At 38.3% G+C, this 24387-nt stretch carries 27 protein-coding genes and 2 pseudogenes; 19 read left to right on the top strand and 10 right to left on the bottom strand.

The features are described 5' to 3' along the window. Positions 1-133: 133 nt before the first annotated feature. From FDP13_RS17310 to FDP13_RS17280, 7 genes are all read left to right on the top strand, one after another. Positions 134-352, top strand: a complete 219-nt coding sequence (locus FDP13_RS17310; protein WP_110294430.1) for an AlpA family transcriptional regulator — start codon at positions 134-136, stop codon at positions 350-352. Between the two features lie 20 nt (positions 353-372). Beyond that, a complete protein-coding gene (locus tag FDP13_RS17305; RefSeq protein WP_143840001.1) occupies positions 373-705 on the top strand; it encodes a hypothetical protein in 333 nt (110 codons plus the stop codon). A 74-nt stretch (positions 706-779) separates the two neighbouring features. Beyond that, positions 780-1070, top strand: coding sequence for a hypothetical protein (locus FDP13_RS17300; protein ID WP_038918652.1), 291 nt, complete (start codon positions 780-782; stop codon positions 1068-1070). 56 nt (positions 1071-1126) lie between these two features. Beyond that, positions 1127-1492: a hypothetical protein gene (locus FDP13_RS17295; protein ID WP_143840000.1), complete on the top strand. Its 366-nt coding sequence runs from the start codon at positions 1127-1129 to the stop codon at positions 1490-1492. Between the two features lie 63 nt (positions 1493-1555). Continuing rightward, complete coding sequence (locus FDP13_RS17290; protein WP_143839999.1) at positions 1556-1816, top strand: DNA-binding protein; 261 nt, start codon at positions 1556-1558, stop codon at positions 1814-1816. A 1066-nt stretch (positions 1817-2882) separates the two neighbouring features. Next, positions 2883-3875: a hypothetical protein gene (locus FDP13_RS17285; protein WP_143839998.1), complete on the top strand. Its 993-nt coding sequence runs from the start codon at positions 2883-2885 to the stop codon at positions 3873-3875. Between the two features lie 121 nt (positions 3876-3996). Then, positions 3997-4230, top strand: coding sequence for a hypothetical protein (locus FDP13_RS17280; protein ID WP_199886351.1), 234 nt, complete (start codon positions 3997-3999; stop codon positions 4228-4230). Positions 4231-4610: 380 nt separating this feature from the next. Here the strand turns inward: FDP13_RS17280 and FDP13_RS17275 are convergent, their stop codons facing one another. Further along, on the bottom strand, positions 4611-5312 hold the full coding sequence (locus FDP13_RS17275) for a DNA-binding protein (RefSeq protein WP_143839996.1): 702 nt from the start codon (positions 5310-5312) through the stop codon (positions 4611-4613). 1000 nt (positions 5313-6312) lie between these two features. Here FDP13_RS17275 and FDP13_RS17270 point away from each other — a divergent pair. Then, on the top strand, positions 6313-6552 hold the full coding sequence (locus tag FDP13_RS17270; protein WP_234424426.1) for a hypothetical protein: 240 nt from the start codon (positions 6313-6315) through the stop codon (positions 6550-6552). A gap of 575 nt (positions 6553-7127) precedes the next feature. After that, a complete protein-coding gene (locus tag FDP13_RS17260) occupies positions 7128-9092 on the top strand; it encodes an AAA family ATPase (RefSeq protein ID WP_143839995.1) in 1965 nt (654 codons plus the stop codon). A 44-nt stretch (positions 9093-9136) separates the two neighbouring features. On the opposite strand, the gene FDP13_RS17255 is transcribed toward FDP13_RS17260, so the two are convergent. Then, entirely contained in the window at positions 9137-9514 is a 378-nt protein-coding gene (locus FDP13_RS17255) for a hypothetical protein (protein WP_143839994.1), read from the bottom strand. Positions 9515-10166: 652 nt separating this feature from the next. On the opposite strand from FDP13_RS17255, the gene FDP13_RS17245 reads away from it, so the two are divergent. Continuing rightward, positions 10167-10721 (top strand): membrane lipoprotein lipid attachment site-containing protein, encoded by a 555-nt coding sequence (locus tag FDP13_RS17245; protein WP_143839993.1) that lies wholly within the window; start codon positions 10167-10169, stop codon positions 10719-10721. 17 nt (positions 10722-10738) lie between these two features. Next, on the top strand, positions 10739-11392 hold the full coding sequence (locus FDP13_RS17240) for a hypothetical protein (RefSeq protein WP_143839992.1): 654 nt from the start codon (positions 10739-10741) through the stop codon (positions 11390-11392). Between the two features lie 92 nt (positions 11393-11484). On the opposite strand, the gene FDP13_RS17235 is transcribed toward FDP13_RS17240, so the two are convergent. Together FDP13_RS17235 and mobQ are read right to left on the bottom strand one after the other, a co-directional pair. Further along, positions 11485-12252 (bottom strand): abortive infection system antitoxin AbiGi family protein, encoded by a 768-nt coding sequence (locus FDP13_RS17235; protein WP_143839991.1) that lies wholly within the window; start codon positions 12250-12252, stop codon positions 11485-11487. A gap of 137 nt (positions 12253-12389) precedes the next feature. Next, complete coding sequence (gene mobQ, locus FDP13_RS17230; RefSeq protein WP_143839990.1) at positions 12390-13784, bottom strand: MobQ family relaxase; 1395 nt, start codon at positions 13782-13784, stop codon at positions 12390-12392. A gap of 725 nt (positions 13785-14509) precedes the next feature. Between mobQ and FDP13_RS17225 the strand changes: the two genes are divergently transcribed. The 4 genes from FDP13_RS17225 (at position 14510) to FDP13_RS17210 (ending at position 16222) form a co-directional block, all read left to right on the top strand. Further along, a complete protein-coding gene (locus FDP13_RS17225; protein ID WP_143839989.1) occupies positions 14510-14860 on the top strand; it encodes a hypothetical protein in 351 nt (116 codons plus the stop codon). Positions 14861-15198: 338 nt separating this feature from the next. Continuing rightward, positions 15199-15456, top strand: a complete 258-nt coding sequence (locus FDP13_RS17220; RefSeq protein WP_143839988.1) for a hypothetical protein — start codon at positions 15199-15201, stop codon at positions 15454-15456. After that, positions 15453-15737, top strand: a complete 285-nt coding sequence (locus tag FDP13_RS17215) for a conjugal transfer protein TraD (RefSeq protein ID WP_143839987.1) — start codon at positions 15453-15455, stop codon at positions 15735-15737. Before FDP13_RS17220 ends, FDP13_RS17215 begins: the two co-directional genes overlap by 4 nt. Before the next feature lie 119 nt (positions 15738-15856). Then, positions 15857-16222 carry a hypothetical protein gene (locus FDP13_RS17210; protein WP_234424425.1) on the top strand — a complete coding sequence of 122 codons (366 nt, stop codon included), beginning with the start codon at positions 15857-15859 and terminating at the stop codon, positions 16220-16222. Here the strand turns inward: FDP13_RS17210 and FDP13_RS17205 are convergent. Both FDP13_RS17205 and FDP13_RS17200 read right to left on the bottom strand, forming a co-directional pair. Further along, positions 16217-16765 (bottom strand): hypothetical protein, encoded by a 549-nt coding sequence (locus FDP13_RS17205; RefSeq protein WP_143839986.1) that lies wholly within the window; start codon positions 16763-16765, stop codon positions 16217-16219. The genes FDP13_RS17210 and FDP13_RS17205 overlap by 6 nt on opposite strands. Before the next feature lie 81 nt (positions 16766-16846). After that, positions 16847-17248, bottom strand: coding sequence for an H-NS family nucleoid-associated regulatory protein (locus FDP13_RS17200; protein WP_143839985.1), 402 nt, complete (start codon positions 17246-17248; stop codon positions 16847-16849). A gap of 182 nt (positions 17249-17430) precedes the next feature. Between FDP13_RS17200 and FDP13_RS17195 the strand changes: the two are divergent. Next, positions 17431-17643 (top strand): annotated as a pseudogene (locus FDP13_RS17195) (type II secretion system protein); the annotation flags it as partial. Between the two features lie 257 nt (positions 17644-17900). Here the strand turns inward: FDP13_RS17195 and FDP13_RS17185 are convergent. The 3 genes and pseudogenes from FDP13_RS17185 to FDP13_RS17180 form a co-directional block, all read right to left on the bottom strand. Next, positions 17901-18722 carry a hypothetical protein gene (locus FDP13_RS17185; RefSeq protein ID WP_143839984.1) on the bottom strand — a complete coding sequence of 274 codons (822 nt, stop codon included), beginning with the start codon at positions 18720-18722 and terminating at the stop codon, positions 17901-17903. Positions 18723-18885: 163 nt separating this feature from the next. Continuing rightward, positions 18886-19016, bottom strand: a pseudogene (locus FDP13_RS22005) (integrase); the annotation flags it as partial. After that, positions 19000-20220: a site-specific integrase gene (locus FDP13_RS17180; RefSeq protein WP_143839983.1), complete on the bottom strand. Its 1221-nt coding sequence runs from the start codon at positions 20218-20220 to the stop codon at positions 19000-19002. The gene FDP13_RS17180 and the pseudogene FDP13_RS22005, both read right to left, overlap by 17 nt. 569 nt (positions 20221-20789) lie before the next feature. Here FDP13_RS17180 and FDP13_RS17175 point away from each other — a divergent pair. The 3 genes from FDP13_RS17175 (at position 20790) to FDP13_RS17165 (ending at position 23763) form a co-directional block, all read left to right on the top strand. Further along, entirely contained in the window at positions 20790-21137 is a 348-nt protein-coding gene (locus tag FDP13_RS17175) for a DUF3168 domain-containing protein (protein WP_143839982.1), read from the top strand. Positions 21138-21223: 86 nt separating this feature from the next. Beyond that, on the top strand, positions 21224-23434 hold the full coding sequence (locus tag FDP13_RS17170) for a discoidin domain-containing protein (RefSeq protein WP_143839981.1): 2211 nt from the start codon (positions 21224-21226) through the stop codon (positions 23432-23434). A gap of 155 nt (positions 23435-23589) precedes the next feature. Beyond that, positions 23590-23763 (top strand): YqaE/Pmp3 family membrane protein, encoded by a 174-nt coding sequence (locus FDP13_RS17165; protein ID WP_012770254.1) that lies wholly within the window; start codon positions 23590-23592, stop codon positions 23761-23763. A 59-nt stretch (positions 23764-23822) separates the two neighbouring features. Here FDP13_RS17165 and FDP13_RS17160 read toward each other — a convergent pair whose 3' ends face one another. Beyond that, positions 23823-24377 (bottom strand): flavodoxin family protein, encoded by a 555-nt coding sequence (locus FDP13_RS17160; RefSeq protein ID WP_012770253.1) that lies wholly within the window; start codon positions 24375-24377, stop codon positions 23823-23825. Between the last annotated feature and the right edge of the window lie 10 nt (positions 24378-24387).

Genomic DNA, 24387 nt, shown 5'->3' with positions numbered 1-24387 from the left:
AACTACCTGAGTATGCTAAAACTGGGAGCGATCAGGTTATTTTTAAAGCGGTTGTTAAGTTAAGGGACACAGCCTAGTTTAGAACTAGCCAAAATCCTAGAATTATCTCCATCGAACAAAACAGGAGATAAATATGGTTCAAATCGAAGAAAACAAAAAACAGCGCTTTATTCGTTTACCGGAAGTAATAAGAAGAACAGGATTTGGTAAGACGTGGATTTATGAACTTATCAAAGCCGGACGGTTTCCTTCGCAGGTAAAAACGGGTGTAAGAGCAGTAGCTTTTATCGAAAGTGAGATTGATGCGTGGATTGATAACGCTATTTCACAATCACGCAGTGTATCTAAATAATATAAACAAGAGAAAATAAAATGAAGAGTATGGTATTGCCAGCAATGAAAATGAATGTCACTAATGATTCCACAAGATATTTTATATTAAAAAGTTGTGAGGGTTATGATAAGTATTTACGACGCATGCGGGAATGTATGGAGGAAAGGTTCTATTGCATCCTTGAGGATGATGAATATATGGAAGATATTTTAAAAGCAGTCATAGGAAACAGCCAGAAAGGTTTTAACAAGTTTTTAAAAAGGCACAAATATAAAGGTTCGCTTAATGACGTTCACTTTGATGAAGTTCTTGTGAATCTACGCGAAATACACAATGCAGTGAGCTTCTGTATTTTAAACGACCACCAGTAGGTGTTCAATCTGCCTCGTTAGGGGTAAATAAAATCAAAGCAAAATATAAAAGCATTTAACTATGAGGAATCAATATGTCCAAAGAAACCGTTATTGAAAATAAATCCACAGCGCTGTTCTTTGATCTTGCTAAAAGGTCATTTAAGGCAAGCTGGAAAGTCCTGCAAGAGATTAATGGTGAAAGTACGGAGCTGCTGGATGATCCTGATTTTATGAGTCCATTCATTATGAATGTATTTGACCATATCCAGAAAAACTTTGAGAAGTTCACTGCCCAAGAAGGTAATCGTGGAGATATTACCGAAGTAAACTTTGAACAAGTTGCAGCAATGTTGGTGCGGTATTCAGATAGTTTTAGAAAGTAAGTTTAACGTTGCCCCGCAAGGGGCTAACAACCATAAATATAACATAAGGATTAAAAATGAAAGAGATAGTATTGAAAGAAAAAAGTGAAGCAGCAATATATATTATTTCAACAGTATTGCAGGGGTATTGCGAAACGATTTATCACATAAATGAAAAAGAGCCTGAAACAGCAATGAATATTTTATCAGGAGAAATGTTGTCAGAGATACTTTATGACGTTCTGATTGCACATGAAGTTGAAGTGTGTGTTAAAGATGAGAGGTATAAAGATTTATCTGATATCAACTTTGATGAGTTGAAGGAAAAGATTTTATATTGGCATAAAGAACACATTATTGAGCTGGTGTTAAAAAACATAGAGCAAGATGGCACTGATGACCGTATTTATTGGAAACTTAAAATAACAGTGAGCCGTCAATGATAAATGGCTATATTCCCTCGTTGAGAGGGAAATAATATAGATATTAAAACTAAGAGGCTGAATATGATTGATGAATTTCACGTAATGTTTATGTACAGAAAAATCCAAGCAGAAGCGGCTACGACAGACCTAAAAACGCTGAATCAACTGTTGAAGAAGTTCCGCAAGGTCGTAGCAGAGCGCCGTGAAGAATACTATCAGGAGATTGGTGAGAAGAAAGCGCGTAAGCTAAAGGAGAAAAGATTACAGAAGCTGCTTGAAGAAATGAAAAGTGACCGTATTTCACCAGAAGATCTATATTCGATTAACTCAGGCCTGCGTTGATGTTTTTGTTGCTCAGGTTATGCTAATTTTATAGACAGTTTTGTGCGGGCGATGAACATAACAAGCACGATTATAAGTCAGAGAATGGATAAAAATAATGTTTTCAAAAAACGGATAAGAAAATATGAACACTATTTTCTGGTTTCTAGTCATGATGGGGAGATTTTATATGAAACTAATGGGCCAGTTTGAACAGGTAGTTGTCTGTTGCTCAAGTTGAATGAATAGTTGTATGATCAATAAATAGGCGTTGGCAACTCTGACCGATAAAATCAAAAATATGTTAGGTTCAACCTCCCTTTGTCCAGTCAATGTGGCGCTTTGCCGGGAGGGGGACGGAATTAACTACCCGAATCAAAACAAAGAACTCCGACTCTATGACTAATACAGATGAAGAGAGGTAACGTGTTCCCAATGGACGACTCAGTGCGGAACGTGATTTATCTGACCACCAGTTGGTATCGAAAAATGGAGTATGCAGATCAAGAATTGGCTGCTCGGGATGAGCGGTTTTATTATAGAGCGGGGTTACGGTCTGAGCGGTCACTTTCAATACGGTGGCAATTACACAGAGTTAGGTACAGTATTCATTCTCGTACTGATAAGAATTCTTTCGATATACTGTAATAATTTTAAAAAATAATATTTTTAATTTTAAATCAGACGGATAATGAAGTTTGTTATTGCCGCTGCCTTGTATTCTGTTGTATTAATTCTAAATAGCTATACCTAATACCAGCATACCTACCGTTTACTAACATTTGGAATGTTGCTTAAGGGTGACACGTTTGAGGCTCGATGCAGCACAGCCTGATGGAGAAAACCGCTCCAACGACTTACCCTGCAGGTACGCCGAAAGTGGGGCACTATTTCACGTTCACGCAATTACTTAGTCGTACTTGAGGAAATCAAAGCACTACATATAGGTGTATTTTGTGATTTATATCCATATATGGTGGTGTTGTTCATTAAATTACTACTAACATCATTGCTAAAGCGGATATAGGGTTGTATATTTACTCAGTGCTGTTCATCTAACCAGTTTCCTCATTGTTGGGAGAAGTTGATGTCTGATAAAACTGAGTACTTTTCTAAGTACTTTGAGATTGAGGATAGAAAATCATTCTCATCTGAGCAAGAGATTAGTCCCGAGAATTTCAAAGCGTTAGTTGGCTATTATGAACTTGATGGGAATGTCTCTTGTCAGGTGAAAACTAAAAGAGGTTTTTGCCGAAAGAATCATAAGATTGGTTGGTTAGGTGTTACGGTTGACGGTGTTGAAGCTCTTATCGGAGGGCATTGTGCTAAAACCTACTTCAAAGCTGACATGCGGTTTAGCTTGGAGAAGAAGCGTATCACATCGGAATTAGATCGGCGACGATATATTTCTGAACTTCAACCCTATCATGATAATATTGAAGCGTTCATAACGGAGCTTGATAAGCTAAAAACTAATTTAATTAATGTCAGAAAGGTTTTAAGTATTATTTATAATACTATGCCTGATATTGTTTTGAGATTCATTGAGACAGCACAACGAACTAATAATTGGGAATTGAATGTTGATGTTCTTTATCCGGCGAAGAATGAAGAACAGCGACCTCAATGGCAAGTACACACGTTGTCTACACTTAAATCGATTAGCACGCTACGTGAAATAATCAGCTTAATCGCTAGAGTGAAAATTTTAGCAGAGAAATTCTCTAATTTTCGTGAGGCTGATCTTTATGATTTACCAACACCAAAACTTAAATATTATGCTAACGAATTTAGAGAAAAGTTGGATTATGAGAGATTGAGCCTGATACTCACGAATGAAACTAAGAAATTTATAGACCCCAAAAATCTTTATTTGCTTTTATTTGTTTGTGATGAATATGAAGATAAATTCACAACAGTGAAATCAGTATTTGGTATCACTGGTTCTAAAGTACAATCTGATGCACATGTAAATCTTAGAATTAGAAAAATTGAGGAACGAATTAGTAAAATGTTTAATAACTATCCGGTTCGAGCAAACAAACAGGTTGTTAAATATAAAAATAATGATTTGGTTTAAATTTTTTGAAAATTACACATTAAACCAAATTATTTTTTATAGATTTATTGATAATGTTGATTTGCAGTAATTACTATATGAGGTAGCTATGATTCATGAGCGGAACTTTTCAAAGGAAGAAATGCTAACTATTTTAGTTTCTAAAGCTAAAGAGTATTCAACGATTAATTTTGAGCAACTTGAAAAAGATGGGGTTATTAAAAAAGTCAGAGGTGGTTATTTAGTCGTTGACCATAATAAATTACCTGATATAGCACGGAAATTAATGAAATCACTCAAACAAACTAAAAAAGGTGTACAGATGGTTATCAGTAAACCTTCTAAAGCTTTTTTAGATTTAGCTAAAAAGGATTAAATTGTACTAGTGCATTTTGATGGGGAGGGAACTGGATGCTTTTAGGGTAATTAGTTTGAGTGTAGAGTATATATTTATATATAGAACGATTTTTTGATAATGGAGTATGGGTATTACAACAGAGAATGTGAATATTAAATTATAAGAATAGAATAACTTTTTCTTAGAGACTGCAATTTAAATTGTGTAATTGCCTGCTTTTGATATGTTCACTCCAGCAACGGAGATAGGCACATATAGATGAAAAGAAACTCAAAGCCCTTGCGGCTGAACTGGCTAAGGGGCTTTAAACGAAGCGGACCTCAACCAGTTTTCACGTATGCCAATGAATCCTCGGTGGAAATGATACTAAATGCCGAGCTTATCGCTTCTTTGCTTATCTATTCCACATCATCATAAACTGGCTCTGCTGTTTTAGGATACTGCAGAGTCAGTGCTGGATCTGTTTCTTTGTTAGAACAGCTATCAGATGTTTTGGGCGGCTTAGATGCAGTCGTTCCCTCTTTCGGTAGATTGTTAGAATCATCTGTTTGATTAAAGGTATAAACATTATCAAATGCTGGTTCGTTATTAGCATTAAATCCCTGTGCCTTTTTAACATTAGGGCGTTGTTTCATATTAATGCTATGTGCTTGGCCTTTCAAAAAGATATTAGAGTTCATAAAAAGATCACCATCTTTATCGATGATAATTCCCTTGGTTTTTAGCTTTTTAAAGATGAGCGACATATTCGATTTCCCTATGCCCAAGTCACGACAGAGTGCCGCTTGAGAAATATGAAATAAATTTCCAAACTCCATTTTATTAAGGATTTTAGCAATCACCTTCAGTTCAGTTTTGGTAATATCAAGTTCAGCAAGACATTCGAAGTTTTTCGTAAAGAGATGAACATAATCGACATCTTTTTTGATGGATTTAATGTTTTCTTTTCGCTGATATATGTTGGTCGTGTCTTTATGCTTGCTATGATAGTGCTCAAAAATTTGTAATCGCTGTTCCGGTGTAAAGTTGTTATCATCAATATACTGTTGTAGTTGGAAGGATGATAGTTCATGCAAGTGCTTAAAATCGATAATGCTCATAATAGTCTCCTTTTATTATTCTTATTTTTTAATACATAACAGATTAAACCTGATCGTCAATAATAAAGTCAAAAATAAATGGAAAAAGTTTAAAGAAACTGGCAGTCCATCCAGTTATATCCCGGACTGGATAAAGTTTAGTTAAACTGGAGATTCCGCCAGTATGAAAGTTATATTCTTTTTTAGTGTTATTATAACGGCGTGAAACTAAGGTTATTGAATTCAATAACCCTAGTTTGTAAAATCAATAACCTTTGATATTGACCAGTTATTATTTTTAATAACCTTTTACCATATAACTGTATGATAATAAACTTAAAAACGGGCCGTAATATCTAGTACTAATATAGTAAAAGAGAAACTTGTGCCAAACAAATGGCACCTTGTTATTTTGCATGATTTTTCTTTTTATTTATATTCAGCGAAGTGATTGTTTCGTACAATCACGAAGCGCTGCTGATGCTATAGGAATACTGCAATTGTTTTACCTTTATTTTATTGGCGGCTATCGCCGCAATTCTTTATGGATAAATCCATCATTAACAGGGGCAAGCCCTGTTCCAGCAATGTGATTGTTTCGGACAATCACGAAGTGCTGCTTCTTTGAATATAGTTTTCCTATACGTTTAAGAGCAAATGCTATATGTTATATTATTAACACTATTTTTAAACATAGGATCAATTTTATTATTTGATGATGAAATGATCTGCACGATGTTTTTATTTTTTCCAAAATTGAAATCGTTCATTCTCAAAATGAAAAATTATTTATATCAGAGTTAGGGCGTAGCCGTGCTCATGAAAATGGGTTTATCGTTTTCGACAGCACATATGAGCGTTAGCTCATAAGATAAATATCGTTTCAAAAGAAAGTAAGAACAGGAAGTAAAACGTTATTGCGCAAGAGTTAAATTTGAATTTTATAATGAAAATATGGTATTAAAAAATAAAGCAACAAGGAGAATAAAAGTGAATAATATTCAAATAATTATGATTTTTCATGCCAAAGAAAAAAATACCATTTATGACCTGTATAGTTAAAGACGTTGAAGAGAACGAACAAGGTATAAAACTTACCCTTGAAAACGGTAATAACATCTATGTTAAAGATTACGATTCTTTTTTCCTATCTGCATCAGCGAATGATTGCGATAAGGAACGAATGGTAAATGTGTATGGAAGATTAATTTCTGAACTCAGCCAAGTCAGCGAAGAAACAGTAAGATCGCTGATGCCATAACCCGGAACCTATAACAACTATCATCCCAACACATCCGTCAGTGTTCTGGATGATTAATCTTAATGTGGCATAGTAAAGGCCAATGCACCAGACGAACCGGTGTTGATGAACTCGCGTGGCCTAAAGGATCTAAGTGAAGCCATAGGTGCAGATAACTTCTTATCTGAACTGGGAGCTTCTGGAGGTATCGTGCTTCACAACGATATCGGCTATCCAGTGGCGGAGTACCAAAGGTACAGACATCAGAATAGCTATAGAATCGATAAACCTTGCCTATATGCGAGATCTGACCAATGGCTATGTGCTGATGTTGAGGAAGGGTAAGTTCGAACACGAAGTTGAGAGCGATCTGTTTGCGGCATTTTCTCTGGCTGTGGATAGATTCAAGATCGTTGTTGTGATGTACATATCTTTTAAAAATAACCCCATATACTAAAAATTCATATACAAAATGGGAAAGGTTTTTTTAAGAATAACCATTCTTATTACTTCATTTTAATTAATTTTAATGATAAAAGTAATGTATTTATTACGTTATAGATAAATGTTTATTTAATTTTTTAAAGGATGATTTAATGATCTCGGGATTGTTCCTACGTAATTTCAAAAATTATGAAAACATAAACTTCATCCCATTCTGGACGTCTGAAAATGATAGGATGACTATTTTTGCAGGTGATAACGGCGCAGGTAAGTCTGCCATTTTGGAAAGCATAAACTGTTTAATGAATAACATCGATAGCAAGGAGTGGGCATATTCAATTGGTCAAAACAAAGATCGTGTTAATATTTTTCCTTTGTTTTTGATAAAAAAGAATGAATGGCTGAACGATGATGTTCAACAGATGGAAAGAATTTCTCATTATTTTTGGAACTATAATTTTCTTGATGTATCAACTGCTGACTTTGTTAAGAAATTTATTTCATATAGAGATAGCCTTAGGGGTTGGTATCCACCTGATGAGTATTATCTTTTGGCGATTGGTAAGAATTTTGAAGGAAATATTTTACTCACGAGTACTTTTCATAGAAAAATAGCTGATGCAACAAAAAAAGATGGAGTCTCTAGAGATAAAATAAACTCTATATTTAAAAAATTGCTAGAGCGTTACAAATTTGTGTATCTTCCTGTGGAAAATAAAACTAGCGATATACTATCTCTTCAAGCAAATGAAATGCAAGGCATGATGGATAGAGAAATTTCAGATGAAATTAGAAATCTTTTATCTAATAAAGAGCACCTCCTGCCCGTAAGTCATCCATTAAATGATGGGAAAAAAAATGCGAAAAAACATAGCGTCATTGACATTATTAATAATAAACTAGATTTGTATATAGATGATATTAATAAAAAAATACCAGAAGGTTACAAATTTGAATATAAAGGGGCCATCAAAAGACCTATTAAGCCAACAGATATTTTGGATTCAATTTTTTTAAAATATTTTTCTTATAGACCATTATCAAAAAACTCTAAAAATATTAAAAATTTAAGCTCTGGGGAACAACGTATTGCATTGATTGATATTGCAACTGCACTCCTTTCTACAGAGTCTCCAAAAAATAAAGAAGTAATTTTAGCTATTGATGAGCCTGAGGTGTCTTTAGAGTCAGCCCATAGATTTGAGCAGTTTTCAAGCTTGATTAATTTATCTGAAAAATACAACAAACAAATATTTATTACAACACACTGGTATGGTTTAGTATTGAGACCTATGCATGCATCTTTGCATTATATACATAAAGATGATGGCAATGTTAAAATAGATGCATTCCCATTAGTAAACATTCAAGAGAGTAGAAGAGCTTTTCCTAATTCCATTGAGATTAGAAGCTATTTTGATCTAATGGCATCTATGTTAAGTTTATTAAAGAAAAATGAATACAACTGGATTTTTTGTGAAGGGAGTGAGGATTATTTATATCTTAAGTCTTTTTTAAAAGATACGATACCGAACCTATTTATCCTTCCCTTCAATGGTTGTGGGAATATAAAGAAAATATTCGATTTCTTGCATGTGCCATTTTCTGATAATGAAGAGAATAAACAAATTAAAGGAAAGGTAATGTGCCTGATTGATACTGATACAAAAAACATAATCAAGGTTGATGGTTATTCTTTAAATAAATACAAAGGAAAACTTGGGTTCTTTCGGTTGTCTATTTGTGATGATAGTTCCGATATTGTAAGTATTGCATCCCCTGATGCGACAAACACAGAAATAGAGGATTTTTTAGATCCTGAACTCATGTTTGTATCATTAACTAATCTTTCTAAAAATGATAGTACCTTACAAGGTTTTATGAGTCTATATAATTTGAATAAAAATGTTAAATTCACTAACATAAGTAATGGGATGAGTTTTCTAAAAAGAAAAACAAAAGCATCCCATGAAAAAATAAAAGATTTTAGTGATTATCTATCAAGTGCCAAGCTTAAAAAACTCATTGCTGAAGAATACACCAAAGACCCTAGTAAAATTGTAGTTAGACAGGAGGATCAATGGGTCATAAAAATAAAAGATTTCTTCTCTAAATGAATGTTATCAATAAATCTCCCCTCTAGTGTGAGGGGAGTATATTACTAATCCAACAACCCACGCGAAACCTTACTTGCTGTCTGGCTGAAATTATATCGGTCAACAACATTCCCTTTAAACCAGATATCGAGAGAGTTCATATGAGCGGTGTTGCTGTTCTTCAGCAGGGCCAGACCGGGAACGTAGTTCGATATCTGGCTCTCGCCTGACATACTGGAGTAAGACCACATCTCCTGACCATCATTGCTGGCGCGTGTTTGAGGCTCACCGAATGCAGCCAAGATTTCTTGCTGCGTAGTTTTCCCTTTAACGATTTTGGTTTTAACGGTCTGTTGGGTTTCGTTTTTCAGGGATTTATTACCATAAGTCGTACAGGCGGAAAGATGCAGGATCACCAGTGCCGCAATAAGCAGTTTTTTCATATTAACTCCGATAAAACATAACAATAAAAAAGTAGTGTGAAGGAGATTAAAAATCGTGTTGGTCGTAGACCAACACAAGCCTGTTTCATTGATTACTGGCGAACATATGCCTCCACAGAAAATGGAAAAGCATTAGGTGAACGAGTAATCGGGTAAATTAAGTGATTATCACGTTATTCCATATGAAATCTTGTCTGCGTAGTTTCCCTGATGTGCATAACAGCCATTCTTGCCCCATAAAACAGCCTGTAGTGCGTTTTGGCCTTTACTGAGCCAGAAGTACGTGGCAAATCGTTTTATGAGCCTCTGGTTAACTCTATCTATCAGCGTCAGGTATGGCAAGTAAAATGATCGGTATATCAGATCGATAATTACATATTGATAGATAATAACGATTAAAATAGATTTATCGATCGGTATTTTAATTGTTTAAATCGATCGATATAAAAATAATGATAGTTAATATCTATCATTATTTCAGTTTTGATCGTTACAAACGATATGACGGCCAGCGGAAATAATTGAAAGCTATCAATTGGTTAATGAGGTGGCTGTGCTCTTATGTATCTGTCGGAACAAGCTGTAACGGATACCGGTAAACAGTCGCCTCCCTTAAATGACAGCGTTTTTGATTATCAGGATGGATAAGCAGATGAAGAAGATTTTGCTCGTTGCTGGCACGGCACTGGTTCTGGCGGGATGTGGTGAGAAAGGTGACTTTGAGAAGGCTATCAACGCAAAAATATCACAGTCCAAAGTGTGCTACTCACTAAAAGACAATGATGTTGTATTCAATAAAGGCTTCCCCAGACGGGTGAACCGTGGTTTCCGCTATGCCGAATACAGTGCCAGTGATGAAATCCTTAAAGGACTTGTTGAACAGGGGCTGTTAAAGGTTTCGCAAGAATCTAACGGGTTTAACAGCGTTGATGTTCTGGAAGTTACCGATAAAGGTCAGGAGGTTGAGTTCTGGAATCGCAAAGACGGTGCCTGTGTTGGGCATCGTGTTGTTGCTGAGGTTAAAAGCTGGACCGAACCCAGCGAAGGTAATGGCGTTAAAATGACGCAAGTGACCTATACGTGGAAACTGGATGGTGTACCGGGCTGGGTAGATAAGAAAGCCTTTTCTGGCGTCAAGGGGATGGCTACACCCGAAGAAGCCAAAATTGTTCTGGTGAAAACCAATAACGGCTGGTCAGCACAGTAATTTCAGGAAAAGACGCTATGAACACTATCTGGATGTTTTTGATTGCTCTGCTGGTGAACATACCATCACTGGCTCCTGTGCTGTTTCTCAGGACAGTAGATAAGAAAGTTAAGGTATCGCTGGCCCTTAGACTGTTTCTGCTGAACGCCTTCTTAGTCATATCTGCAGTGACGCTATCGCAGAACACCACGCAAAAATACGGACTGTTCCCGTTATGGCTGATGTTAGCTGCTATCGGGCTGTTTATGGTCACACTGGTGCCAACGATAAAATTTATACGTAAGCATTTGACTGTAGGTAAAAGTCGGGCTGTTATCCTCTCATCATTCCTGATTGTCTATGCCGTCAGATTTCATAGCGTGTTTTCAAATGTGAATGGCAGCGGATACACGCTTAATGGATTGAATGTGGTATGGACGTTGTGCTTCTTGTTCGCCTGTCTACTGGCTAACCTCGGTTGTGCTGGGAGTAAAACATATTCTGGTTATTCTGCGCCGTCATCTGCATCACAATCAGATTATGTTAATCTGACGAAAGAATATGAGATGCAATCACAAATTGACTACGATATTGCTGTGAAAGGGCGGAGTGTTCTGTCTGATCCAAGCCTGAGTATTGTTGAACAACAGCGATATAGAGATAGTATTGAAAAAAGATACACCGATAACTGATCATTCAATTCTGGTGTTTTTCGGTTTTTATGTATTCACTGCGGTGTGCTTCCATTGTCCTGTTAAAAACACACCGCAAGTGATTCAATTGTTCATAAATCTTCACTTATTTGGTTCGAAAAAAATATTTTACTTACGAGTTCATCATTTATCGAATATTTCCTTTTCTTTAATCTTTTGATGAAGGGATTTAATTGGCTTTTATCTTTCAAAATAATGTATCGTATGTCATCGATTCCGAATTCGAGATGAATATGTTCTACTTTATCATTGTATTCTTGCTTAGATATTGAATCTTTTATGTTTTTCAGAAGAGCTATTGGGATAATTCCTTTTTCATTTATTGAAGGGACGTAGCGCCATTCCATTTCATCTGCAAAACAATACTCAACGGTCTTTTTGTTATTTCTTCTTAATGGGCCAGTGTGGTTTTTCATATAACGTAATATATTTACAAGTGAGATGTAGTTCTTCATCTTAGTGAAAGTTTCAACAGTTTGTTCATTTTTATCAATCCCTTTTATTATGATTCTTAATTGTTCATCCAATAATTCGAAAGTATCGGAGTTTTTACTCATATATAGGACTGGATTTAGATTGTTTTTCGCTGCCCACTCCTGCGTTAGACCGATACCATAGCAACCATATTTTTTAGTATGCTCTGATAGCAGAGAAAGTCTTATATTACAGAATGATACCATTGGTATTCCAAAGTATCGAATCAATCCCTTTCTGCCGTATATGCGTTCTCTCGCATAAGATGGTTTGAAGAAGCCATCAATAAGTATTGACTCTAATGCATTTATTTTTTTTGTAAAGTGAAGGAATGTTTTTGGATATAGACTTTTTCCCATTCTCATGCTGTCCTGATTATTAATTATTGTCGATGTATAGACATCGTGATATGGATTATTAACCGTATGTTTTATAAAAATATACGCGCGTTCATGATAAAAAGTCAATGTAATCCAAAATGATGTTCGAAAAATAATTGGAATCAGCCTCTATCAAATCGAGATAGCTTTAGCTTTGGTAAGGCATTTTTATTGTCCGTACGAAGAGTTGGTGTGTGGTTAAAATCTGCGTCCGGTACTTCGTCTTTGGTTGCACGACTTGGAAAACGCCTGATCTCATCAGGTGTTGGACTATAAGTTTCACTGTTAAATCTGGTACGCCTTTCGTGCTCAACTCGTGGCACATAGATGCCTTGTACCTCATCAAACACGTAGTTTTCGGCAATACGCTTATCGTGGTCAGCATCAATGGAAACAGGGGCTGGTTTCTTCTTAGCCCAGACGAATTTCTCTTTTATATATTCCACCACCAGCAAAGTGAAACGTTTAAAAATACCATCTTGACGGGGTTTAACCTGCTTCCTCTTGCTTTTAACAGGAGCGCGTTTGACCGCTCCTGCAGTTGAAGAGGATAGGGTTTTCAATTTGGTGCGTGTATGAGGTGCAGGGGCAACCAGAACAGGCTTTTGGTCTTCTGATGATGACGACTGCGAACCCGTATCGGTTAAGACGATTTCAACAGGTTCAGGAAGCTGCGATACGGTAAAGCTTCTGAGGTCAACAACGATCTGAAGATCCAAATCTTTGAAGGTGTTGTATGTAGCCTGTGCTTCCTGTTTCATCTCATCACGAACAGCCTGTTCAGCAGCACGTTTTTCCTGAACGCTTCGACTGTTCCACTTGGCACGATGAACACGTTGCATTGCCGGGCGGCTGGTTGCTGTTGCTTTGGCAAGCCATAGCGCTTTTTCTTCTGCATCCAAGGTAATAGCAGCATGTTCGAGTGCTTCATTATGTTGAACCTCAATAGAACGATGATCAATACGTTCTGACACGCCTGATGCTTCAAGATAGCGATTGGCAAGAGCAGACCACGCTTCACGCCACAGGATTACGTTTTTCTTGTCGTTCCAGCTTCTTTCTTTTTTACCAAAGCCATCAGCGGTGATCGGTTTTAATGTCAACATCACATGTGCATGGGGATTATTGCCATCCAAATCGTGGAAGGCGATATCGGCAATCATTCCTTTATCAACGAAATTCTTCTGGCAGTATTCAACAACCAGTTTTATCTTGTCTTCATTATTCAGTTCACAGGGAATAGCCACATCAAAATAACGGGCTGTTTGACCGTCTTTCTGACGTTCAACCCTTTCAACTTCATTCCACAATGCTGTTGAGCTTTCAACAATATGAGCAGGTGCTGAAACAGGTGTTAATATAAGATGATGGAATAAATCTGTTCTGTGGCTGAAATCATAAGTATTGCCAGTGCGATCATCTGTTATTCTGCAACGTGCATGATAAGCTGCCTTCCTGCAGGAAGACATACCCTCAGAACGTTTCACAATTTTAAACTCCAGATGAAATATCGCCATATAATAAAAGACCTCAATATAAAATAAAACCAAAATATAAAAATCAACGATAACTATGCTGCCGTTAGTTTTTCGCAAGAAAAACTTCGGGGTTGACGTTGACTTTGTTTCCGAAGGAAACGGTGTTAGCCTGCGGCAGGCAACCCCCGGTAGGGCCCACACGCTCACGAAGTGAGTGTATAAGTGGGCATTGTCTTATTAAAAATAGAGACAATGTAAAAGCCTCCCTACTTAATTAATACGAAATATATGAGTATCTGTAAAACAAAACGCCGAATTAAGCGGCGCAATCTGGATAAACGGGCGAAGTATTCCCTCAATATTATAACGATGGGTTTTAGATAGCGTCCGAAGGACAAAAAGAGTGTTAATTTATCCCGCCGTAAGGCGGGAAAGCTCTAAAACAAGAAAATAGGTAAGTTTATCGGTGGTTTTCCCTGTTGTACAATTCACAGGTTAACTATGGAAATGAGATTTAAAATTTAACAGGTGAAATGAAAAGCACTGATGAGAGAAATTAAGTAACGCGGTGAGTATTAGACATAACAGTTAGTGATCATTGTCGGGTGGTGTTGCTACTCTTCGTAAACAGCTTTTTGTGAAAAATATGTAACCGCTGTATTCCATATAAATTTATCAAGAGATGTAAATTTTCTTAAATTTAGTAATGATAATAATAATACGTCCGATAAAGTAAGGTGATTATAGCATTGCTGGAGCTAAAAATGATAAGCTACATATTCGAGTTGTTAGGTGCTAGGAGACTAATTTTGATTATATTCTTTGCACTGGGTATTCCAACAAGTTTTTATGCATTAGAGTTGAAAATGGCAAAAAATTTGGTTCAGGAGATAAAATGTGGTGTGACAGCGTCTGCGGATTTATTAGAAATCACAGACAACATTATAACTCAAGGTGGCAATGATAGTAAAAATGAAGCCGCTTTTGATTCAGAAGTAAATAAAATAAATGGATGTCTGAAAAACATTGATCCTAACATTGGGAGCTATAAATTCATTACAGAAATATTGCCAGAGACAAATAACCAATTAAATAGATTGAAAAATATTAATTAAAAATTTACATGATGTTTAAATGGCACCGCTACCATATAAGCCATAAATATTGTGGTGGCGGTTGTTAATGTTTTTTTAATTTAATATTTTAATATGATTTTTTAATGTTAGAGAACATTCTAATCTCTCTCTTTAATGAAAATAAATCAACACAGGGTGTGAAGTGGAATAGCTTTGAAATCTGAATGCCGAATGAAATGGTGCTAGTGATTATTAAGTGCTATTGTGGGTTTGGTATTTCATTATTAGCTAATTATTTTAATAGTGGCACTCAAATTGTATTGATAATTATCAAAAATGTGGTAAGTGATAATATATAAAAAACACAAGGAGGTTTAATGTATAAAAATAACGATGAAGCCATTGATTGGGAAGCCAAGCGACTTTTAGATGATGGTATCTATACCGATACAGAACAAGCTTATTTAGAAGCAGAGAAAATAGTAAACCAGATAAGGGAAAAAGCAAAGCAGCACCAGATAAATCAACAATTTAAATTGAAGATTAAGTCAATCAAGAAAAGAATTGGTAATGGTTATGATTATGCGGATGTTCCTTATGTCAACAAGAAAAAACATTGGGGAGAGCATAAATGACCAGAAAAGATATCAAACAACAAATTGCTTCAGCACAGGAGCGCTTATACTTCTTGGAAGCTAAAAAGAAACAGCAAACGAAAAAAGAAAACACCCGCCAGAAAATTATTTTCGGTGCAGAGGTTGCCAAAGTCTTAGGATGTGATATTGGTTATGTAGATAAAGAATTAGTCTTTGGGGTTCTGCTTAACATATCTAATCTATCTGAGCGTGATATTGAATGGTATAGAGCACAGGGCCAAGTCTATATCGAAAATGTTATAAATAAATCCAAATGTTAATTATTTTTTTCACATCCGAACGGTGAACCGACCTAAAACTTGCTTTTAGGTCGGTGAGCTGTTGAGCAAGCCCTAGAGGGCGCGGTAGTAAATTCTGATAAAATAAAAATAAGGAAAATATGTATTCTAAAAAAGTATTCTCTACAGGAACACCTGAAGATATATATGGGATGATTTTTGAACAATTACCATCAATTGAACGTGATTATATTTGGCACGGTAGAGGTTGTAGATTGTTGTTCACTATTATAGAAATATTGGTCTATTTGAGAGAGGCAAAATTCGTTATCATTGATTATGGAAAAATAATCCGATTGATTGAACTTAAAAATCTAAAGGCTTTAACCGATTCGGATATACCAGAGCATTGCCGAGATAGTTTGAAGGAATATATCAGCGGTCTTCTCCCCGTTGGAAATGAATATCCTGTACACGAGTTCATCACGTTCCGTTTCCTGAAGATAGATACTTCTGATTTTTCATGACCAAAATTTCCACCATGCTTTTTTGCTTTGAATCCCTGATATATCTTTGGGTGGTGAAAATGATTCCAATGTTGTATTAACAGAGGGCGAATTATTTTTTAGGTAATCGATTAGTGATATCCATTCTCCCTGTCTCATTGTTTCTATGTGCTCTAAAGAAATACCTGTGGATGAGAATTTAGTGTTACTTTGGTTCAGTACTTCCTGACACCAAAATAAATAAGCCTCTCCAACAGGAAAACCATCATCCCAACTTTCGCTAAAACCAGCATCTAATACAGCTTTTTTACGACAACGTGAAATCTGACAATCCCCGAAATAGGAGAAATCATTTTTCAATGATATTTCGGCTTTTTGCTGGCTTGAATAGAAGCACATTAAGTAAACCCCCTCGGCTGGCGCGAGTTCTGCGTAGCGGTCTTTTAGAAGCTTATGGGGATAGTCTATCCCATTTCTGTTTTCCCATCTTTTAGCGCGAAATAAGCTATCCTGTATTTTTTTAAGTTTTACAGCGGTATCGATGCGGTAAATGTAATCATCCATATAACAATCTCTTCGCGTAATATAATAAATCCGCTAACTATAGACTAGCGGATTCGTTTTCGTGGATGCTGCGTTTCTTTATCAGATAGCAAAGTCTTCCAGCGTTTTACCACTTTCCAGCGCTGCGGCGATAGCTTTAGGCGTCCGTCCCTGACCTGTCCACGCCTGTTCGTTGCCGTTTTCGTCGGTATATTTGTATTTAGCAGGACGGGGAGTGCGTTTGGCTTTTGCTGTTTTGCTGGTAACACCTGCGTCGAGCAGTTCAGACGGATCAATACCATCTTCCAGCAGTCTGGCGCGTAAGGCTTCGATTTTAGCCTGACGCTCTGCGTTTTGTTGTTGTGCACTCGCTTCTTCTTCACGCCGGTCTTCAACAATGGCGGTCAGCTTTTCCAGCATTTCTTCCAGTGTTGCCAAATTGGTTTCACGGGCCTGAGCGCGAAGAGTGCGAATGTTATTTAATATTTTTAGGGCTTCACTCATTATCATTTATCCTGAATGTTGAACGTCATACACATCATACTATAAACGATAAAATAATGCAGAGACTATCAATGTGTTTGATGCCTTATTATTCGTTTTTATGGATTTACATTTCCCGCTCTTGACCACTTTTTCATTTTTGTTAATTGAATAGTACGTGAAAATAAAAAAGGACGATGAAAATGAAAAAACAAAATAAGAAGGGGTTCTCATTGTTAGAACTCATTTTGGTGCTGGGTGTTGGAACAACAGTGACTTTTATGAAATTTCAGGATATGAAAAATGAACAAGAAACTGTTGTTGCCAAAGCCGTGGGTGAACAGATAAAGCAAATGGGGGAGGTGGTTAATGGCTATATCAATATCCGATATGACAAGCTTTCTACCCTGACATCCGACTTAGGATTTAATGATATTCCCGTCATCTGTTGACGATACACCGTCGAAAACCTCACACAGATAACACGTTGAGGACCATTGATAGTTCTTCACTTTTTCTGCGGTAATCTCTACCCAGTTATAGGAATGTCCACGACATCTGACAAAATTTTTTATCATTCTCATGTTTAAGGCAAATACACCGTATATAAGCCCTGTGGGTTTGTGATTTTTCATTGTAGAGTTACTATTAACCGCTACGGATTTTTCTGAGATCATGCATTTTTTATGACATGTTGTAAATCTTCTTTTGCTCTCGATGAGTCAAAGGTGTGGATTGTTAGTAAGAGTTTATTTTTATTTCCTAAAATCAAAGGGCCTAAATTTTCAATAATTTCACTATCAGGATTTAATATAATGCGTGTAATTAGTCCGTCAAAATAAAACCTACAAGATTTATATTTTTTTTCTGAGCCGTCATGAAATGGGATGCCTATTTCCTCCATTATTGGAGTTCTATTATGAACTATGCCCTTTGTTATTATTTGATCAAATATAATAGGGAAATCTATAAGATTTAGATCATCATGATTAATAATTGAATTTCTTAGGGTTTCAATTTTTTCTTGTGGTAATTTTACGTCTTTCATCTCATATCTTTCAGACGCGCTAGCTCTCCACAATAAGCTCATAAAAAACAATTTTATTAATTTATGATCGATGTTGTTAATAACCCTGTATCCTATTCCTGATCTCTCATCTAGGAATGTCTCCGAATCATCTAATGTGGTCATCGATGTTGGCCAACCGCTCCATATTAATTTATTTTTTCTTAGCTCTTTAATTCCTTTGGTATCAAGTTCGGTAAGATATTTCTCTCCTTCAGCAATTACAAGTTCATTATCATACCATCCTTGAAATTTCTTTTTTGTGGGAATGTCTATTCCTGCTTCTATTGCCCTTTCTCCATTTCGGCTAAGAATGGTTATAGATCTCGGTAATATATGGGAGTCTATATACTTACCATGTTTTCTAGTGAGCTTGCATTCTCCATATTCACTATTATTTTTTCTTTTTCTCAAGTTTTTTTTTGACATAATATTCCCAATTAAATTTCTTGAACGGCTATTACTATTTTATAGATGTATAATACGCCCCAATATTTAACAAAATCAAGTCATCCTTGGCATCAGATTATTTATCCCTTCTGCCCAAACTAAAACGGCCTAACCATATCGTTGCAGATAAATCAGCCCTCTATTGCAGCATCAGACGACGTTGCTCAAGATGTTTGGCCTTATGGAGGTAGGCAGTGCGAACGTTGTTCTTTGGCTCATCTGAAGCTTAACCACAACTTCCGGCTAAATATCCGACTCAATTAGCGCAATAACGCGTCCAATCATCCATCAGGGCCACACGTTTAGGCCACAAGGTTCCACGCTGATAAGCCGCTTCTGCTTTATCTGCTAATTGATGTGCTAATGCATGCTCGATAACTTCGCGTTGGTGTGAGGTAGTTTCACCTGCCCAATCACGAAAAGTGGAACGAAAGCCGTGCTGTGTTAATCCTGTATGCCTCATACGCTTTAACACAGCCAGCAAAGCAGTATCAGACATTTGCCCACCGCGTGGGGCAGGGAAAATGTAGTTGTTATCAGCGAATCGAGGTAAATCTTTTAGTAAAGCGACCGCAGCATCAGACAGGGGAACACGATGCTCTTTTCCTGCTTTCATCCGTGTGCCGGGAATGGTCCACGTTTTCCCCGCCAGATCGATTTCATCCCATTCGGCACCGCGTATTTCGCCAGAACGAGCCACTGTGAGTATGGCGAATTCGAGTGCACGCGCTGAAATGCCTTGACGTTGACGAAGTTCGCTCATAAATGCCCCAATATCACTATAAGGTAGTGCTGCATGGTGCTTTTGGGTTTGAACTTTACTCGGTAAAGGAAGAAGAGGTTTCAACATTCCTTTCCATGCAGCAGGGTTATCTCCCTCGAAGTATTCTTTTGCCTTGGCATAGTCGAGAACGGTTTCAATGCGTCCGCGCAGCCGACTTGCGGTTTCATTTTTGGTTAACCATATCGGTTCAAGTATGGCTAAAACATCCATTTTTGTTATTTCACTGACCGCTTTCTGACCAATAACCGGATAAGCGTAAGTTTCCAGCGTGGCACGCCATTGAGCGACATGCTTCTTGTTCTTTAGCTCACTGGCTTTGATTTCCAATACATCATCACAGCATTCCGAGAATGTTTTTTGTTTACGCGCTATTTCTGACTGCTGCGCTTTTTGAGCGTGTTTTTCCTGTAGTGGATTAACGCCATTACGGATTTGTTTACGAAGTTCACGCGCCTTGTCACGAGCCTCGGCTAATGAGACTTCGGGGTAGGGGCCAAGGCCCATATTCAAACGTTTTGGAACTGTTCTACCGAGTGCGTTTACTCTGACTCCCATCGCCACGCAAAGAATCCACGAACGGGACTGACCTCTGATTCGAAGATATAAACCATCAACACCACCAACGGCATAAGAACCTTCGGTCTTTAATCTGGATACGGTAAGCCCTGAGAGTTCTTTGGCTTTCTTCGGCATTATTATAATCCTGTCATACAACCCGCCATGCATACGGTACTGCATAAAATGACTGATTGCCGAGGAAATAGCAAGACGTTGCTGAACGATAATTTAATGACAATATATTGTTTTATATGAAAAAAATGAATGATGCTGGACGCTAGTGGACACTAAAAAATCAGACCCTCTCTCCGCCACTTACCTCCTTCTACCGCACATCTTTTCCAAGCTTCAATGCCCTTTTATTGCTCATTTACGCCTATCCCTTTGTGTACGACGTAGCCTAACATTTAAGAAACAACGTTTCTGGCAGAGGCGTCATGAAATCATCACTTTTATGCCACGAGTGTTACTGTGCGTGGTAAACACACCTTCTGAATCGATTCTTTCTGGTTTTAACCTGCCATCATCATAATAAATAGTCTGACGTTATTTTTACTGGCTGATGACACAACAGTGAACGTGAGAAGTGTGGTGCCCAATACATTTATGATAATGACCGAAGCAAGATGCTTTCAAATAAACCTATTTTCTTACTGCTCTGGTGAAAATAGATTCTATTCATTATCTAAATAAGGCTGACTGAAATGACTGAAGACGATATCTATCCACTGCTGGGTAAACTGGCTCATGGCCGTGTTTATGCCTATGCTGTACCTTGTTGTGATTATCATGCCCCTCATCAGAAGCATCCTTTTATTCTTTTTTCACTGAGTCAGGAAAATAATTATAACGCCTCTCAGCAATTGACCGGTCAAAGAATTACTATCAGTGCAGATTGTTATGCCCAGACGGTAGCAGATGCGCGGGCCTTGCGTGAACAGGTGCGGGCGGCGCTGGCAGTATTACAACCGAATAAAACTGTTGAATATAACGACTTTGATGTGGAATACGAAAAATTCCGCATGACACTGGAAGTTGATGTCGTCCGTTAATTACCCGGATTGATTCTTTTTATTCTGTCCGGTTCTGCATTTATCGCGGGTCGGTTCTGACTGTTTAGTGTAATAAAGGAAATATTATGTGGTACAAGTCTGGTCGTTTATCTTTATTTTCCGGCAGTAAAATTGTGTTGGGGAATAATACATTTTGGGCAAATAAGAATAATGGCGTTATTGCCGGCGGCATGTTGCTGATCTTTACTGATTGCGGTGTCAGGATTTATGAAATTGCATCCGTCGTATCGGATACCGAACTGGTACTGGCCAGCGAATACTGTGGTTGTACGGAGAATCATGTCCGTTACGCAATTCCCGTATTGGGCAGTAACGATACCTTTGATCATGCGGCCTATGTGGCGCAGATTGCCGCGATGCTGGCAGGCTACCAATCCCAACTGACGCAGTGGAAACAGGTGCTGACCGAGCATGGCCAGGTGACGCTGACGGACAATAACGGGCAGAGCGTGGTGGTGAAAACGCTGCCGGAGCTGACCGATGCCGTCAGCCGGATGATGGATAAAACCCTCAATGGCGCGGATATTCCGGATAAAGCACAGTTTGTCGCCAATCTGGGATTGAGCGATGTGGTGCATAAGTCTGATTTGGCAAACCACAGCCATACCGCCGCGCAAATTACCGATTTCACCGACGCGGTACGTAAAGTGCTGGTCTCGACGCTGGCGGCTGAGCAGGGTGTTGCGCTGAATTATGATGCCGGCAGCAACCAACTGGTTGTCAGTGCAACAGGTGGCAATAGCGGCGGCGGAAACAGTGGAAGCAATGGTGGCCGTGGTTATACGGTGGTAACGCGTAATGGTATGATGGCGAATCAGGTATTGACCTTCCCGTTCAGCGTTACCGGTACTATGGATTACAGCTTCGATGCCTATGCACTGAAGGAGGAAGCGGGACTGACAAATCAAAACGCTATTCAGGAGCGGTTTGATGAATCAAAAAGTACCCATTACAAACAAACTTCAGCATTATTATGGAATGGCGGCTTGCATCCTTATATTGGTAATAACTATTCATTATTATCAGATGGGGTGGCTTATTCTGAAGAAGTTAGGGCTGACGGTAAAGCTATTTCCATCGCCATTTCTACTACTGTTGAGAAAACTAATGTTGTGCCAGTAATGACATCGAATAGTGTACCTAATGGGTATTCTGTATCCTCGTCCAGTATTTTTCCTGGGGACTATGCTTATTTGGCATTTCAACAGAAAAGTGGACCATCATCATCCTATTGGGCTTCTGCGGTTAATAATTTGCCTGCATGGTTACGTATTGATTTACCTTCAATGGAAATTGTTAGTGGTTATCAATTGGCAGGTAGAAGTAACCCAGCGGGTGCCTATAAACAACAACCTACAGATTTTGAAGTTCAAGGCTCAAACGATGGTGATACATGGATAACAATTGATAGTCAAAAAAATCTTGTCTGGACTAGTGCATCTGAAGTTAAGACATTTAAGTTGTCAACACCAGCAGGGTACTCCAAATACCGTATTTATATCAGCGCGGTGAATAGTAGTCCTGATGTGAATGCCTGTATATCTATATTTAACCTATTCAATGATTTGACTAAAACCAAAGCTTTGCTGAAGGCATCAGATGGGAATTATTACTCTGTTTCTAATGGTACTTTGAGCCTGGTTTCATCTACGTCAACTGGTTTGGATTTCAATACTTATGGTTTTTATTCATCAGGTAAAATATCTGAGAGTGAGTTGAGCAATAAGTTACCCGTGCGAGTCGTAGCCGCAGAGCCAATTGCAGTCTCAACTACATATTGGCCTTATAGCCAAATTGCTATACCTCGGTCGTTGATGTCATTAGGGGCATACTCTAAGTTCAATAATGTTAATGTTTCCTCGACAAAGAGTGGTAATGGCGTGATGAAGATAGCCGTTAGCCGAGATTTAGTGAGCTGGTATGTATGGAACGGTAACGCCTGGATTAATATTGCTCCTCTTACAGAGGATGCTGCTGGTGCATCCATATTGCTGGCAAATGGTATGACATCTACGAGTATTAATAGTTTGACTTCACTTGAGTGGGGTAAACTTTTTAATACTACTCTTGATAGCATTGCATTCGCCTATGTACTGGATGTACCAGAACCGGGCAATGATTCTGTGTTAGTGGATTCTATTACTCTTAATGTGGACTATGCATCAGCCTGGAAAAAACAAACCGAAGCCGAAGTCGAAATCCGCTGGTATCCCGATAAGGTGACGTTTAAAACCGTGGCGGCGGGTAACTACAAACTGGCCTATCAACAGCCATAATCTCTGAGCAATCACCCTAAGCATGTAGGCGGATTGATTTTTCAGTCCGCTTTTTCATCGGTATTAAAAACCTTACCCACTGTCATCAGAAACTGACATTCAATCGATTATGCTGGCGTATCGACCCGATAATTTGACTGTCATGGAGGTTGCCTATGGGCTTCTGGCGTATTTTGTTTACCATCATCCTGCCGCCACTCGGCGTGTTATTGGGCAAAGGATTGGGCTGGGCATTTTTGCTGAATGTGTTGCTGACCTTGCTGGGGTACGTACCGGGTTTGATCCATGCGTTTTGGATTCAGACTCGCCCAGGCAATCGTCTCGGATAAAGCAGAGAGAGAAAAATGCCCGGAGAACCGGGCATGTGCAGGTCAGAAGGATGACGCGATTAGCCGTGCAGACGACGGGTAATTTCAGCGACGCGTGCGCCATACAGCTTAGCGGTTTCCAAATCACCTGCCGGAATTGCATCGGCACCAGCGTCTGACGGCGATTGAATCAGCGCGCCGGCGGAACCACCGAGGTTGTTTGCATCGTTGCGGGTAGAAGCCAGAGCATTAGCCGGCAGTTGGCCGAGGCTAACCCAGATACCGCCGTGCTGTGCCGCCAGCGTTTGCAGATAAATCAGGGTGACTTGCTTGTCGCCGTTCAGGCTGGCGCTGTTGACGAAACCGCCAAATACCTTGTCCTGCCAGCCGCGGGTAAACCAGATTTTGGAACTGGCGTCAGCGAATTTCTTGAATTGCCACGGAACATTGCCCATGTAAGTGGGGGCGCCGAAAATGATGCCGTCTGCCGCGTTCAGCGTTTCCCAGTCAGCGTCGGTGATATCACCGTTGTTATCGACGGCAATCAGGCTTGCCTGAGCGCTTTCTGCAACCTGTTCAGCAATCAGTTTAGTGTGACCATAACCAGAATAGTAAACCACAGCGATCTTGCTCATAGTATTTCCT

The sequence above is a fragment of the Dickeya sp. ws52 genome, assembly GCF_007210685.1.
Lineage (GTDB): Bacteria > Pseudomonadota > Gammaproteobacteria > Enterobacterales > Enterobacteriaceae > Dickeya > Dickeya chrysanthemi.
The sequence above is the reverse complement of the archived record's forward strand: the minus strand, read 5'-3'. Positions and strand labels throughout refer to the sequence as shown.